This is a genomic window from Pseudomonas lini (assembly GCF_964063345.1).
GTDB classification, from domain to species: Bacteria; Pseudomonadota; Gammaproteobacteria; order Pseudomonadales; family Pseudomonadaceae; genus Aquipseudomonas; species Aquipseudomonas lini_B.
Genome location: NZ_OZ061318.1, coordinates 5,990,991 through 6,006,342, shown reverse-complemented (window position 1 = coordinate 6,006,342; position 15,352 = coordinate 5,990,991). Strand labels below are relative to the sequence as shown.

14 protein-coding genes and 1 pseudogene are annotated in these 15,352 nt (G+C 55.6%); 8 read left to right on the top strand and 7 right to left on the bottom strand.

Annotated elements, in window-relative coordinates:
• Positions 1-15: 15 nt before the first annotated feature.
• From AB3226_RS27405 to AB3226_RS27390, 4 genes are all read right to left on the bottom strand, one after another.
• On the bottom strand, positions 16-1,719 hold the full coding sequence (locus AB3226_RS27405; protein WP_367375313.1) for a GMC oxidoreductase: 1,704 nt from the start codon (positions 1,717-1,719) through the stop codon (positions 16-18).
• Positions 1,720-1,780: 61 nt separating this feature from the next.
• On the bottom strand, positions 1,781-3,241 hold the full coding sequence (locus AB3226_RS27400) for a class I adenylate-forming enzyme family protein (protein WP_367375312.1): 1,461 nt from the start codon (positions 3,239-3,241) through the stop codon (positions 1,781-1,783).
• A 48-nt stretch (positions 3,242-3,289) separates the two neighbouring features.
• Positions 3,290-4,198 carry an alpha/beta hydrolase gene (locus AB3226_RS27395; protein WP_367375311.1) on the bottom strand — a complete coding sequence of 303 codons (909 nt, stop codon included), beginning with the start codon at positions 4,196-4,198 and terminating at the stop codon, positions 3,290-3,292.
• 5 nt (positions 4,199-4,203) lie between these two features.
• Entirely contained in the window at positions 4,204-5,178 is a 975-nt protein-coding gene (locus AB3226_RS27390; protein WP_367375310.1) for an enoyl-CoA hydratase/isomerase family protein, read from the bottom strand.
• A gap of 200 nt (positions 5,179-5,378) precedes the next feature.
• Between AB3226_RS27390 and AB3226_RS27385 the strand changes: the two genes are divergently transcribed.
• From AB3226_RS27385 to AB3226_RS27350, 8 genes are all read left to right on the top strand, one after another.
• Positions 5,379-6,227, top strand: a complete 849-nt coding sequence (locus AB3226_RS27385; RefSeq protein WP_367375309.1) for an SDR family oxidoreductase — start codon at positions 5,379-5,381, stop codon at positions 6,225-6,227.
• A gap of 147 nt (positions 6,228-6,374) precedes the next feature.
• Positions 6,375-6,668: a hypothetical protein gene (locus AB3226_RS27380; protein WP_367375308.1), complete on the top strand. Its 294-nt coding sequence runs from the start codon at positions 6,375-6,377 to the stop codon at positions 6,666-6,668.
• Positions 6,665-7,324, top strand: a complete 660-nt coding sequence (locus tag AB3226_RS27375) for a winged helix-turn-helix transcriptional regulator (RefSeq protein ID WP_123359536.1) — start codon at positions 6,665-6,667, stop codon at positions 7,322-7,324. Before AB3226_RS27380 ends, AB3226_RS27375 begins: the two co-directional genes overlap by 4 nt.
• A 524-nt stretch (positions 7,325-7,848) precedes the next feature.
• Entirely contained in the window at positions 7,849-9,096 is a 1,248-nt protein-coding gene (locus AB3226_RS27370) for an outer membrane protein transport protein (protein WP_367375858.1), read from the top strand.
• Positions 9,097-9,336: 240 nt separating this feature from the next.
• Complete coding sequence (locus AB3226_RS27365; protein ID WP_367375307.1) at positions 9,337-10,980, top strand: GMC family oxidoreductase; 1,644 nt, start codon at positions 9,337-9,339, stop codon at positions 10,978-10,980.
• 24 nt (positions 10,981-11,004) lie between these two features.
• Positions 11,005-12,270 carry an NADH:flavin oxidoreductase/NADH oxidase family protein gene (locus AB3226_RS27360; RefSeq protein WP_367375306.1) on the top strand — a complete coding sequence of 422 codons (1,266 nt, stop codon included), beginning with the start codon at positions 11,005-11,007 and terminating at the stop codon, positions 12,268-12,270.
• Positions 12,271-12,334: 64 nt separating this feature from the next.
• Complete coding sequence (locus tag AB3226_RS27355; protein ID WP_367375305.1) at positions 12,335-13,180, top strand: alpha/beta fold hydrolase; 846 nt, start codon at positions 12,335-12,337, stop codon at positions 13,178-13,180.
• A gap of 22 nt (positions 13,181-13,202) precedes the next feature.
• Positions 13,203-13,601 (top strand): SCP2 sterol-binding domain-containing protein, encoded by a 399-nt coding sequence (locus AB3226_RS27350; protein WP_367375304.1) that lies wholly within the window; start codon positions 13,203-13,205, stop codon positions 13,599-13,601.
• Here AB3226_RS27350 and AB3226_RS27345 read toward each other — a convergent pair.
• The 3 genes and pseudogenes from AB3226_RS27345 to AB3226_RS27335 all read right to left on the bottom strand — a co-directional run bounded on the left by AB3226_RS27345 (position 13,598) and on the right by AB3226_RS27335 (position 15,298).
• The gene (locus AB3226_RS27345) at positions 13,598-13,843 is read right to left on the bottom strand and encodes an Arm DNA-binding domain-containing protein (RefSeq protein ID WP_367375303.1); all 246 of its coding nucleotides are present in this window, start codon (positions 13,841-13,843) and stop codon (positions 13,598-13,600) included. The genes AB3226_RS27350 and AB3226_RS27345 overlap by 4 nt on opposite strands.
• A gap of 404 nt (positions 13,844-14,247) precedes the next feature.
• Positions 14,248-14,625 (bottom strand): annotated as a pseudogene (locus tag AB3226_RS27340) (integrase); the annotation flags it as partial.
• A 241-nt stretch (positions 14,626-14,866) separates the two neighbouring features.
• Complete coding sequence (locus tag AB3226_RS27335; RefSeq protein ID WP_367375302.1) at positions 14,867-15,298, bottom strand: Lrp/AsnC family transcriptional regulator; 432 nt, start codon at positions 15,296-15,298, stop codon at positions 14,867-14,869.
• Positions 15,299-15,352 lie beyond the last annotated feature (54 nt).

Here is a 15,352-nt window from a genome sequence, read left to right as displayed (position 1 = left end):
TTTGCGGCTGAATGCTCAGTTATGCAGCAGGACAGGGATCTGTATCGAGGCCAGGCGATAATCATCGGTATGGCTGGACGCGACACCAGACTGCCCCCTGGTTACCGTCTCACCTCGTCCGTGAATACTTTGATCATTAGCCTGTGGAATCTGCGCCATGGCGTACTCGGCGAGTGCCGTGATGGTCAGCGCAGGATTAACCCCAGGATTTGCAGGCATCGCGGCGCCGTCACACACCAACATGTTTTGGTAACCAAAAACGTGCAGGTTCTGATCAATCACTCCAATTTGGGCATCGATGCCTATGACGGCGCCGCCCAATACATGGGCTGTTGTCGGAATGTTGCCCAGCGCTTCCAGTACGTTGCTCTGAGCAATTCCGCCGGTGTGCCTGGCCAACCATTGGGCCGCCTGGTTACCCATCTCGATGTACGTCGGGTTTGGCTTGTCGCGATTCTGCTCGGTGACGAGGCGGTAGCCGCGGCCCAGCCAACGCTTGCTGGGGCGTAGTGCGATTGCATTGTCCAATGTCTGCATTACGAGCAGCATCACCATGTTTCGGCTCCAGCCCCATGGCCACAGTGACTTGAACCATCGCACCGGATGCAACACGATATTCCCTAGCCACTTCAATGGCCGCGTCACGCGGTTACCCTTGCCGACCAGCAGTGTGCAAAGCAGGCTCAGGAAGTCGGCATTGCGACCATAGGTGAGAAACTCGATGTGGGTATCCTGATCGACGTGCACACTACTGCTGGCGGTGACATCGTTCCAGGTTTTGCGGTCCTCGGGCAGGCGCACATTCAGAACCGATTCACTGTTGGTGCGCACCAGTTCACCGAGACGATCACTGATCCGGGGCAGCGAGCCGCCATGCTTGCAGTTGGCCAATAACTCGTTGGTACCGAGAGCCCCGCCGGCGAAGATAATGCCGCGAGCGGTATACGTCTGACGATCACGGAAGAACCAGGCGCCGGGACGCTGAGTGATCACACGGTAGCCTTCACTGCCATCGACGGCCCCGAGCGGGCTCACATCAACGACCTCGTGCTCGGCGAATATCTGCACGCCACGTTTCTCTGCGAACCACAGGTAGTTCTTCACCAGCGAGTTCACTGCACCGACGCGGCATCCCACCATACAGGCGCCGCAGCGTATGCACCCCGTACGGTCAGGCCCTTCCCCGCCAAAATAGGGATCCTTGACAGTCTTGCCCGGCTCGCCAAAGAACACTCCGGTGGGTGCGCGAGTGAATGTGTTTTCGGTTCCGAAGTGTTGCGCCATCTCTCGGGCCAGTTGCTGGTTCGTCGAGTCGAAAGGCACTGTCTTTACCCCAAGCATGCGCTCGGCCGTATCGTAGTGAGGCTGCAATAGCCTGTCCCAGTGACCGAGCTCCCGCCACTGCACGTTTTCGAAGAACTCTGGCTTGGCGCGGTACAACACACCGCCATACACCGTGCTGCCGCCACCGACACCCGACTGGCTGGGAAAGAACACATGGCGAAACAGCGACATGCGCATGATGCCTTTCAAACCCAGTGCGGGTGCCCACAGGTATTTGCTGAACTGCCAGGCCGACGCGGGAAGATCCTCGTCGCGGTAGCGCCGTCCGCGCTCAAGTACCCCCACTCGATAGCCTTTCTCCACGAGGCGTAGCGCAGAGACGCTGCCGCCAAATCCCGATCCGATCACCAGCCAGTCGAAGTCGGTGTCTTTCATAGTGTGTCCCCCTCTACGTGCCAGCTGCTTTGCCGCCTGATGTCCATCAGGGAATTACCCGTCAATCGACCCACTCGGTCCACATCTTGCGCAGCCTTGGCTTGTCGACCTTGCCCATGGCGTTCTTTGGCAGGCTATCGATAATGTTGATCGTGGACGGTCTTTTGTAACGCGTCAGCCGGTCAGTACAGTGCTCATTCAAGTCCTCTTGAGTACCGGCGAATCCCGAACGAAACGCGACGTAAGCCACAACAATTTCGCCGAAGGTCTCATGGGGAACACCGATCACTGCCGCTTCGAGAACGCCCGGAAATTCGAACAACACATCTTCGATCTCCTTGGGATAGATATTCTCGCCACCGCGAATGATCATCTCTTTAAGGCGGCCGACGATGGCCAGATAACCGTCCTCGTCGATCCGCCCAATGTCGCCGGTGTGCAACCAGCCACCAACAATGGTCTTCGCTGTTTCTTCGGGTTTTCCAAGGTAACCGCGCATGACGTTAGGGCCTTGCACCAGCACCTCGCCAGTGGCGCCCTGCGCCAGATGCACACCACTCGGATCGGCGATAGCAATGCGTTGCCCGATGAAAGGCAGCCCGACAGTACCGACCTTGCGCTGGCCATCGAAGGGGTTGATGGTCGAAGCGCAGGTGCCTTCGGACAACCCATATCCCTCGAGCAGCGGAAAACCGAAACGAGCTTCAAATTTTTTAAGTAGTTCCGCCGAGGCAGGTGCCGCGCCGCAGATGCCATACCGAAGACTGGAGGTATAAGGTTTGATCTCTTTGGGTAACGCGCTAAGCATCGCGTAGATGGTGGGCACTGCGGAGAAGTACGTGGGTCGAAGCCACTCGACATCCTCAAAAAACGTATCGACGTTAAACCGCTTGCGAATCGTAACCCGGCCTCCGCTTGATAGCGGGATAAGAGTACTCACCACTATGCCGTTTACGTGAAATAGCGGCAGTATCAATAAGCAATGGTCCGCTGCCGTAACCTTGAGCGAATGTCGGCCCATCTCCGACATCGCTTCAATATTGGCGTGATCGAGCATCACACCCTTCGGCAAGCCTGTAGTGCCACTGGTGTAGATCAGCAGTGCCAGCGCTGCAGGCTCTTCAAAAGGTACGCCGGTGTAGGGCGTCCCCGTTTCCAGAGTGGCGACAGGCAGGGATTGCAGATTCGGGACGATGGCTTCGCCACTGACATTGATGAGCAGCTTCGCTCCTGAATCAACCAATTGATGGGTGGCTTCCTTGCTGGTCAGCCCAGGATTAATCGGCGTGACCGCCGCCCCCAGACGCCAGGCGGCGAACATTGCCACCACAAATTCCACCTGGTTGGGCAACATGAGCGCAACGATGTCTCCGACGCCCACCCCCCTGTCCGCGAATACTCCCGCTGCCGCGAGGACTCTGGAATGGAACTGCCGGTTAGTCAGGCTGATGGAGTCGTCAGCGACGCACAGAGCATCAGGCTCTGACACCGCGCGCAAGTCTGAAAGTTTGGAAAAGCACATTATTGTTGTTCTCTCTGAAAAATGACGGAAACGCTCGAATCAGTAGGCTTAAGTACCGAGTAAATGTTTGGTCAGAAACCGGGTCTGATCCGCCACCAGTTCTTCAAACGCGTCACCCATGTAGAACTCGAAATGCCCAGCGGCGTAGAGCCTGGTTTCTCCATGCGGCGCCTTGCGCACCAAGGCGATCGTCTGTTCCGGTGGCGTGACGGTGTCAGTGGTGCTTACGCAGAACAGGATAGGGAACTTCACCTTGGAGGCGGAGCGTCCGGGTCGATAAGCCATGATCTCCGGGAGCACTCGCGCGGCGACGTGATTGACGAACACCATCCCCTTTGGCATCAGGGCCAGATAACCCGGCAAGGCGTCATGGGCATTCATCAAGGCTGGCTGACCGGGAGCGGCAGCGATTGGCACCATCACGGGCGGGCGTCCCAGCAGCTTGGCCGCAAAATCACGCAAGAGCACCGGGGTTACCTTCAGCGATCCCTTTACACCCAGTGCGGCGGCGGAAGCCAGACCGTCGGTAAAGGGGCACTGACTGATGGCCGCCAATAATTCGGGATGCCGACTGGCCACGGTGATCGCATGCCCTCCCCCAAACGAGCTTCCCCATACGGCAGCCCGGCGCCCATCGACCTCCGCGCAGCCCTTGACGAAGTCCAGCGCTGCATCCCAATCAGCCAGTTGCCGCTTCACAGACATCAACTGTCTGGGCCGACCACCGCTGTCTCCGAAATAGCGATAGGTGAAGGCCAATGTAGCGATTCCGGCAGCAGCGAAGCGTTCGGAAAAGGCGTCCAGGCGCATTTCGCGAACCGCACCCAGTCCGTGACCGAGCACTACGATCGGCGGTTTCTCTACGCCGACCGGCAGGTAAAGCCAGGCCGAACAGTAGGTTTCGCCCGAGTCAAAGCGAACGTCCTGGCGAGTAAAATGGTAGGTAAGCGGTGACATTTGATTCATCTCCTCCCTCCCCTGTTTTGCCGGGGCAAAGAGCCTTGCTCAAGGGTTTGCTCAAAAATGGACGGGTTGTAAAACGGCACCCCACCGTCGCGATCGGTGCGCTCAAGGTATTCGACCATCAACGATTGCGCCGTCTCGGTCGGCGAGATCTTGATGAATTCGGTACGCTCCATATGCAACCCCTCATCAAGGGTGGCCGACCCACCGAAGTACACGGCTCGCTTGATTGCCTCAATTGCCCCTTTGGGTCGGGAACCCAGATACCCGGCCAGCTCGATGGCGCGATCAAGCAGTGCATCTGGAGCAACCACTTCGTCGATGTATCCAATTTCGAGCGCCTTCTGTGGCGACACCGGCCGACCTTCAAGCATCAGCATCAGCGCGCGATGGGCGCCGACCAGTCGTGGTAATCGCTGAGTGCCTCCGCCACCAGGAAGGATTCCAAGAAGCACCTCGGGCTGCCCGATGAAGAAATCGCCATCCGCCATCAGGCGGACGTCACACGCTAGCGCGAGCTCGCTGCCAAGTCCCAGCGCAGACCCATTCAGAGCGGCGACGAAAATGACGCCGCTGCGGTTCATCCGTAAAAAAGTGTCGTGCAACTTGTCGAGTTGCATCCCGCCATCCAGCGGTGTCAGAGACGCAACTGCCGCCAAGGGCGGAATACCGCGAACGGTCTTGGCGGTTTGAGCGATCGCCGAGGCCATGCTGCGCCCGACCGACGGGATACTCTTCCCACCTTCCTGCAGCCAACGAACGTCTGCATGACCGATGAAACGCTCAGGATGAGTTCCGGTGAGCACCACCGCTTTTACCGTAGTATCGGACTCCAGCTTGTCCAATAGCGCCGCAAGCTCATTGGCCATGTCCAACCCCATCAGCCCGTGTGGACCTCCATCCAGCCGCGCAATCAACACAGAGCCACAGGACTCCATATCAAGGTACTCGGGCGGTGTGTGCATCTTCGTCATCTCTTGGATCCTCCGGTGACAAACGTAGAGAGCAAGCAAGCGCTCCCACCAGTATTTCCACCTCCTGACCAGTCATCAGATCAGCCGGAGAGATAGATAACACTGTTATTGCAAAACATAACACCGTTATATTACTCTCGCAATATGCACTGACCTGTACACAAAACCTGAATGCTCAGCTCCTGAAGGGAACCTCTGAAATGAAACCGCACATCACTGTGGTACAGAGCAATCAAACAGCCAGAAACCCGACTGAATCCCTTCTTCCTGAATGGAGACCAGCCATCTTCGTCACAGGCGCGGCTTCGGGAATCGGTCGCGCCTGCGCTGAGTTGTTTGCGCGGCGCGGTTGGTTCGTGGGGCTATACGATATCGATTCAGAGGGTGCCGCTGCGGTCGCCGCGACCCTGGGAGAGGGCAACGTCATCTCCGGTGCGCTCGACGTGAGCGATCCCGAAGCATGGAAGCAAGCGCTTATGGATTTCTGGGCACATAGCGGCCAGCGGCTTGACGTGTTGCTCAATAACGCAGGGATTCTCGCTGCCGGGCAATTTGAAGCCGTACCGTTGACCAGACACCAAGCAATGCTTGATGTGAACGTTCAGGGAATGATCACCGGCTGTCACAGCGCCTTCCGGTACCTGCGAGGTACGCCCTGCTCTCATGTCATCAATATGGCCTCCGCCACCGCAATCTACGGCCAGCCCGAACTTGCAACCTACTCGGCGAGCAAGTTCGCCGTGCGCGGATTCACCGAAGGACTCGACCTCGAATGGGGAAAGTTCGGCATTCGCGTGAGCGATATCTGGCCGAGCTTCGTACAGACCGCAATGGCTGATGACTACGGTCGTATCCCCAGCGCCAGATCGCTGGGTATTCGGCTCACGTCGCACCACGTCGCATCGACCGTGTGGGCTTGCGCGACGTCGAAACGACGCATCCACAAAACCCACTGGACCGTCGGCATGCAAGCCGGATTCCTTTCGTTCGCTACCCATCTCGCGCCTGCGGCTCTCACCCGCTGGATCGTCCAACGCATTGCGCGATGACAGATAGGTTTACGACTCGAGCAACAGATGACAACACACCTCTCGTCAGCACCTATCGCAAAGCTATACTTTTTATATAGCATCACTACTAAACGAACGGTATAGTGAAACCAATAAAAATTACTCAATCCATTCAGTGAGCAATACATGAACGCGACCGTGAGATCAGCGGTAGAAAGTGCAGATACGACGCCCCCCATCCATTTGGCGTCGATCCGTGTGACCGCGCTGTCAGAAGAAGAAATTTCTACCCTGAAACTCCTGAAGCGTTTTCCGAGTTGCATGACAGTGCACAACCACGCGCTGATCGCATTTGTCATTCTTGATGAGGTGCATGCCACCGTCCAAGGGCTTGGAACAACGCCCAATTCCTTCGACTTGAGGCAGCCGCCGCTTTCCACTGTGTTTCAACTGAGCGGAATTTTGTACAATGCGTCATGACAAACAAAACTTACGGTCAACTCTGCCCCTTAGCCCGGTCGCTCGACGTACTCGGAGATCGCTGGACGCTGCTCTTGATTCGCGAACTCCTGTTAGGTCCGAAGCGTTTCAAGGATCTGCTCGCGATCCTGCCTGCAATGGGTACAAACCGACTGTCCGAACGCCTGGCCATGCTGGTGCAGAACGGCGTCATTCAACAAGTCACCCTGCACACACCTTCCGCCACGCCAGCTTACGAGTTGACGGACTTGGGCGAGCAACTACGCAAGCCGGTGATCGCGCTGGGATTCTGGGGGCTGAGCCTACCGATCGACGAACGCATCGATCCGTCCAGTGCTCGTGCGGAACTCATAGCTCTGTGCCTGACAGGCTCGAACGATTCGGCAGCGAGCACCGGTTTGCAGGAGTTGTACGAGTTCCAGGTGGGGGCGGAAGTCTTCCATATTCAAGTCAACGACGGGAACCTGTTGGCACGATCCGGGCCGAGCGAAGAGCCCATCGACGTCAAAATACAATGCGACATGGAAACCTTCATCGCGTTAGTCCTGCGCCAGATCACCCCAACGCGCGCACTTCGCGAAGGTCATGCAAAGCTGTTGCAAGGGGATCGGCCAGCATTCACACGAGTGTTCAAAGTACTCGAATACAAACCCTAGGATTACCGGCCTCTTCCCCCTTCCCTCGTGTCATACGGATCGAGGGGGACTTGCCCGCCCGGCATCCGTCATTGCCTCTTTATCAGCGAACTGCTTGCAGCCTTGTACCCGCGTCTGGCCCAAGGGTACTTGCCTGCAAAGCAATGCCACGCAAGGCTCTTCTTGCCATCAACGCAACTTGCAACCTCACATATATAAATATGGCAATCGCCTGAGCCTGTGATATTCCAGAGAGGGCTTTGCAACTAAAAAATAACTACATATCTGCAAGACCCAATTAACACTCTCCTACTCCAGCCCAGCCGGCACTGTTGATGTATACCGCCGCCCACGATTTCTATTCACCCGACAACAACAACAACAACAACAACAACAACAACAACAACAACAGGTACCGCCAGATGAACCATCAACATCTTTCTGCACTTCGCCCTTCCCAGAGATCAGTGCTGCGTTTGAAACGTCATCTTGAGACAGGGTCCACCCTGCTACTCAAGTCAAGCAGAGCGTTGTTCATAACAACTATGTTGTTGATTATCTGTGGGCAGGCAACTGTATCTTTAGCTAATGGTTTAGCTGTTAACGAGCAAAGTGTAAGTAGCGCCGGAACCGCTTATGCCGGGCGCTCGTCCGCGGCTCTGGATGCGAGTACTGTCTATGGAAACCCAGCCGGCCTGAGCAAGATAAAGCGCAGGGAAGTGAGCGGAGGGTTCGCCTTGATCAAGGTTGATAGTGATATTAAAAACTCTCATAGCGATGCGCCAGGCACCCACAACGGAGATTCCGTACCCCTGACGACAATCCCTTTTGGCTATTTATCCATACCGATTGACGAACGCTTCACTTTCGGCTTGGGCGTATACGCTCTCTATGGCCTTGTGAACGATTACGAAAGTTCGTTCCAGGGACGCTACCATGGTTCCTATAGCAAGGTTCAAGTTAAAACCCTGAACTCCGCCGTTGCTTATCGCATCAATGATCATGTCTCTGTCGGAGGCGGGCTGACATTGAACCGTATCGAAAATAATATGCAAACCTATTTGGCCACAGGGCTGCTCAACGGGGGCACCGACACGCAGATCACTATCAAGGGTAACGATAACGCCATTGGCTATAATTTCGGCCTGATGATCGACCTGAACGACTCCACCACATGGGGCATCACTTATCATTCAAAACTTGATTTTCACGTCAACGGTCATACGGAGGTGAGCAACTCGCCAAGTGCTTTCGGTCTCGACGGCAAATACAGCAATAAAATAGACATCACCTTGCCAGAGTCGCTGGACACATCGTTTACCCATCACTTTGATGAGCGCTGGACTGGCTACCTGGGCGCGACCTGGACTCGATGGAGCCGCGTTCAGAGAATCGAAGCCGTTAATAGTGGTGTACCGCCGCTGGGCCAGCAACTGGGTTTTAACAGCTTCGGAGATGACTTTAAATTACATGACACCTGGTCGATGGCTGTTGGGGCCTCTTACCAGCTTTCCCCGAAATGGCTGTTGCGCAGCGGCTTCGCCTACGATCCATCACCTGCCCGCAACGCCGATCGAAACGTCCGGCTCCCGGTGGGCAACCGAAAAGCGGTGACGTTGGGTGCAGGTTTCTCCCCCAACACTGACCTGACCATCGATTTGGCTTATGGCTATCTATGGGAATCAACCACCTCTGTCAGCCAAGCAAATACAACCGGTGTACAGCCCAGCTACAACGCAAAATACGACAACAGCGCGCACATTATAGGTACACAGATAACCTACCGTTTTTAACTTGCCATCAGCCTGGCTCCCTGATCGGAGCCAAAGCTCATGTTCATTTCGGAGAGAGTCGCCGCATCCCCCCCAAATCAAAGCTATACGATTCGTATAGCCATAGAAATATACGAATGATATAGTAATTTAACAGGACCACTCCAAAAACCAACATCCGCAGCACCATTACAAAAATAAGGAGACCGGCATGACCAGTTTTTTCACGCCTCTACGCAGTGCTTGCCGGGGCAGCACGCAATGAATCCATCTTTCGATTTCGACTACATCGTTATCGGCTCCGGATTCGGTGGCAGCGTGTCCGCCTTCCGGTTAACCGAAAAAGGCTATTGCGTTGGCGTAATGGAGATGGGCCGACGCTGGACGGCCGAAGACTTCCCCAAGTCCAACTGGGACACGCGGCACTGGATGTGGCGACCTGGGCTGAAGATGTTCGGCTTCTATAACATGCGTCTGTTCCGTCACGTGATGATCGTGAGCGGCAACGCCGTCGGTGGAGGATCCATCACCTATGCCAACGCCCTGCTGACACCTCACGATAGTGTATGGAGCGAAGGCTCCTGGGCTGGCCTGGCCGACTGGAAACGAATCATGCCGCAGTACTACGCCACGGCGGAGAAGATGCTGGGTGTGACAGAAAGCAAGATCATGGGAGAGGCTGATCTACGCCTCAAGGAAATGGCGGATTTGCAAGGTGTGGGCCACACGTTTCACCTCCCGCGCGTAGGAACCTTCTTTGCTCCCGATGGTGAAGAAGGCGGCCAGACCTACCCGGATCCCTACTTCAATGGTGAAGGCCCGGCGCGCGGGACCTGTACCGGTTGCGGCGGCTGCATGATGGGTTGCAAGCACAACGCCAAGAACACACTCGACAAGAATTACCTTTATCTCGCAGAAAAGCGTGGCGCCCAGGTTTTTGCCGAGACCAAGGTGGTGGACGTGCGACCGCTCAACGGCAAAGAAGACGGCAGTGATGGCTATGAAGTCTTCACTGAGTGCTCGACCGCCTGGTTCGCCAAACAGCCCCGCAGTTTTCGCTGCCGCGGCGTGATCTTCGCCGCCTCGTCGTTGGGCACCATGGAATTGTTGTTCCGGCTCAAACAGAACAGGTCATTGCCGCGCATCAGCGACGACCTCGGAAAACGTGTGCGCACTAATGCCGAATCCCTTATCGGCATACGCTTTCCGGCAGCGGACAAGAGCATGTCGCCGGGACTGGCGGGGGGCGGCAGCATCTATCTCGATGAGCACACTCATATCGGAGTCGTGCGCTACCCGGAAGGCTCGGATGCGATAGGCTTGATGATGACCTTGCTGTGCGGCGGGCGCCCGGGGTGGATGCGAATATTGACCTGGCTATGGACGCTGCTCAAACATCCACTGCAAGCATTGCTCGTGCACAACCCCATCGGTTTCGCCCGTCAGACGATGTTATTGCTGGTGATGCAGACAGCAGACGCGTCTATCGACATGCGGCTCAGGCGTCGCTGGTTTTGGCCGTTCGTAAAACAGCTCGCAAGCGAAGGCGGCCCCATCCCCACCTTCATTCCAGAGGCGAATGCGTTTGCCGAAAAGGGCGCTAAGGCGCTCGGTGGCATACCTACCACTTTTCTCTCCGAGATTTTATTCAACATCCCGACCACGGCGCATTGCATGGGCGGCTGTGCGATGGCGGACTCGCCGGAGCGCGGCGTGATGGACGTACAGAACCGGGTCTTCGGCTATCAGAACTTGCTGGTTTGCGACGGCTCGATGCTCAGCGCCAATCTCGGGGTTAATCCAAGCCTGACGATCACCGCGCTGACCGAGCACGCCATGTCGTACATCCCAGTGAAAAACACGCGGGTATCGAACGCCATCCCGCTGCACACCCTTCAATCTTGAATCAGCCCTTATAGAGAACTCACCATGACCGCCTCCTCGCCTGAAGAAAATCTGCTGAACCAGCCCTTGCAACTCCCGAACGGCAGCGCTTTTCGCAATCGCCTCGCCAAGGCATCCATGAGCGAAACGCTGGGCACCTACAACAACCACCCGACGTTGAAACTGGTCGAGTTGTATCGGCGCTGGTCCGCGTCGGGCATTGGTTTGCTCATCACCGGAAATGTGATGATCGACCGGCGTGCACTCGGTGAACCAGGCAACGTGGTGATCGAGGATGAAGCGGACTTGCCTGTGCTACGCCAGTGGGCCCGTGCGGCAACTGAGCAGGGAGCGGCGATCTGGGTGCAGCTCAATCACCCCGGAAAGCAGTCGACCAAAGGCTTGAATGACAGCAACCTCGCGCCATCGGCCGTCCCCTTTCGCGAGGACATGGCCGCGCTCTTCGAGACCCCACGCGAAGCCACTACAGCCGAGATAGAAGAAATCATCCAGCGCTTTGGACGCAGTGCGGCCATCTGCAAGAAAGCCGGCTTCAGCGGCGTGCAAATCCATGGCGCACATGGCTATCTGATCAACCAGTTCCTGTCGCCGCACCACAATCGGCGTACGGATGAATGGGGTGGCAGCCCGGAAAAACGTCGTCGTTTCGTGCTGGCCGTTTATACCGAGATCCGTCGCCAGGTCGGTGCCGAATTTCCCGTCGGCATCAAGCTCAACTCGGCTGATTTCCAACGCGGAGGTTTCACTGAAGAGGAATCGATGGCGACGATTCATGCGCTCGCCGAAGCAGGTATCGACCTGATTGAGATTTCGGGGGGCACCTACGAGGCTCCAGCCATGAGCGGCGGTCTCCAGGAGACTAAAAAAGCATCCACCGTAGCGCGTGAGGCTTACTTTCTTGAGTTTGCTGAAAAGGTGCGCGCCTCGATCAAGGTGCCTTTGATGGTCACTGGTGGTTTTCGCAGTGCCGCTGCCATGAACGCTGCACTGCGCTCCGGAGCGCTCGACGTCATTGGCCTCGCGCGGTTGTTGGCCATTGATCCCGATGCCCCGGCGGCCCTGCTGCAAGGACAGGACAGTTCGCAACGTGTACGGCCGATCACCACAGGCATCAAGCAAATTGATCAGATGGGCGTCATGGAAATCTTCTGGTACACGCTGCAGCTCAAACGAATCGCCAATGGAGGTGATCCTCGCCCCAACGAAAGTGGGCTGTGGGCACTTTCAAAATCAGTGATGAAAAGCGGCTGGGGCACGTTCCGCACGCGTCGCATGCGCGCACGGGCATAAGCCCGAGGCTCGCCAATGATCCAATCGCATCGATCGCCACAATAGCCACCTGGAAGACTCCAACATGACCGACACTCATTTCACCGCCCCCACTCGCTTCGTGGAAGTCGATGGGGATAAATTTGCCTATCGCCGCTGGGGCAACAATACGACAGGCCAGCCCCCTCTGTTCTTCCTTCAACATTTCCGCGGCGGTATGGATCATTGGGATCCGCTCATGACGGATGGCCTTGCTGCAGGGCGCGAGGTCATCCTCTACAACGGTCGCGGGGTTGCCTCTTCTTCCGGAAAACCGCGTACCCGGATCGAACATATGGCCGACGATGCGGCTGCGGTGATTCGCACGCTAGGCCTATCCAAGGTCGATGTTTTAGGTTTCTCACTCGGTGGTTTTCAAGCCCAGGATCTGACACGACGCCATCCCGACCTCGTGCGCAAGCTCATGCTGCTCGGCACTGGCCCTCGTGGCGGTAATCCGGATTCAGACCCAGGAGTGCTGGAAGCTGCGCCGCGCCCCGTTCCGACTCTGGAAGACTTTCTGTTTCTGTTCTTCGGTCGATCCACGGCGGCGCAGCAGGCCGGACGTGATTTCTGGGCGCGTCGTCATCAGCGTGTCGACCAGGATCCACCCAGCTCTCCGGAAGTGATACAGGCCCAGATCGAAGCCAATATGCATTATTTGCCAAAGCTAGACCCGGACGATCCTTTCAATCATCTGCGCGAGATCAAACAACCGACGTTCATCCTGAACGGCATGAATGACGTTATGGTTCCAACGGTCAATTCCTGGTACATGGCTCAGAACATCCCGAACGCCCAGCTATTCCTGTATCCAGATGCAGGTCACGGCGCTCAGTTCCAATGTCCTGAGCGTTTCCTGAAACACGCCATCCAGTTTCTCAACGAGTAATAGCTTGCGGAGCACGCTTACCATGCTGAAGTTTAAATTTTTGTTATGGGTTTTGACCAAGCTAATACAGAGAACGATCAAAAAAAGTCCTGACTGCGCAAAATACGTTAAAGGCAAGGAGCTGGTCTTTCAAATCCAAACGCATGACGGAGTGGGTCGCTATTTCACCCTTAAAAACGGCAAGATAAAATCCTCTGCAGGTTTGACTGAAAAGCCAAAATTCACCCTGTCGTTCAGGGATGCAGCGAAGGGTTTCGCCATTCTGTCTGCCAAAGATAGTAAAGATGCATTTCTGACAGGATTGCGTAAAGAGGACTTGGTTATCAGCGGTGACTTTGTTGAAGTGATGTGGTTCCAGGGATTAACTGAATACTTGCAGCCTAGCAAAAAAACATCAGCATTTTACCCTTCGACGCGCTAGGAATTTGATGCAGTGAGCCCTGCTTGATCTTTTTCCGAGGCCTCGCGCCCAGCATTACGCTCCAGCTGCCAATGGACACGCGGACCGATGCCCCTAGCGACCAATGCCCTTGCAACATCATGCAGAACGCGAGCATCTCGTAAGCTAATTTCAGAATAGGTACCGAGAGAAATAGTAGTCAGCGAGGGTGTAGTCCTTAGCTTCAGGTTTGGCGTGTAGGGCCGTAGTCTTGGTGAGACCATCGCACAATCTCCGCCCCGTATGAATAGAGGAGATTTGTACGGTTTGCGGTGAGACTGGCGCCACGAGAAAACCGATCTGCCGAGCACAGGATTGATGTACTGGAAAATGTGCTCACCGGGCCTATACCTGAGTGTTTTCAGGGCTGCGCGGCAAAAGCCAAAGAAAGACTTTTCTTTGGACGAAAAAAAATGGACCTCTTTTCAGAGATCCATTTTTTTAATGCCTGGAGCGGGAAACGAGACTCGCATCTGGTGTCCGACCCATTGAAAATCTAAAGGTTTTTAAATATCCCCTCAGTGGCGAAATCATCAGCGTCCCGTGAGGTCGGCAAGCCGGTCAAATATTGTGTCGGTCAGGGCTTGAGTTCGTACCTGGGTAACAACTGATCACGCTGAAAAACGCCCAGGACGTATCGGAACGATTGCTTGAACCAGGTCCGACATTGTTCCGCTGTCGTTAACGCCCTGCGTTGTTCGATTCCGCTCAGTAGGTGCATCAAGTCGTGGCGATTGATGTCGTAGATGGACCACCGACCGAGCGTTGGCAGGACGTCTTTTTTGAAGACTCTCAATATCTGCGAGTGCGTGCTCTGCCGCATTACGAACGAGCAACGCTGCTGTTTACGATGCTCATAAGGATTGATGCCTTGAGCAACCAAGGCACGCGCCTCATCGCGGCGTCCACGGGCCATCACCTTGAGCGCCCGTCCATCCGTGTCGCCGAGGGAATAATCGTTGCCGGTAATTCTGGCCTGCCGAACGGTGGTATCCGAGAGTGCCATAAGCCCGAGCGATGTCGTTTGCCACGCATGAAGAAGGCGTGGCCTGTCTGATAGAAGTATTGGATGCCGATGAAAACCTTTTAGACCTACGTCGCCACTACCGGGGTGATTGTCGATGCGAAGGGGCAGGACAGTGCACAGTTTCTGCCCGGCGATGGCCGAAGCCTGTTCGTTGGGCTGGAGTGGCGGATGTAGGTCCTTCTACTGACCAAAAATAGATAGTCAGAGGATGTCGCGCAACTCAAGGGGCAAGCGTTCTTCTCTCGATAGGGACTGACAAAACAATGCTTGTACGTGTTTCACCGTACGCGTTGATCCTCGCAATGACATTCTCGATATCGGCCATTGACTTGGCATAGATCCTGATCAAGTAGGAGTCGTTACCCGTGATGTGTAGACACTCAACGACTTCGGGTATGTCGTTGAGCGTCGCTATCAATTTGGATTTCGCCGGCTTGAGGGTGGTGATGCCGACGACAGCAGATATGCCAAACCCTAGCTTGGTTGGATCTAACTGAGCGCTATAGCCCTTGATGACCCCGGAGTCTTCGAGTTTTCGCAGCCGATCAGTGGTGGCTGGAATAGAAAGACCCGCGTGCCTGGACAGCTCTGTGATGGAAATGCGACCACAGTCCTGCACCTTTCCCAGGATTTTTGTGTCTATACGATCCATGTACGTTTCCCCAGTAAAAAGTATAAATTTTAATGAAAAGCATGTGTTTTTCAT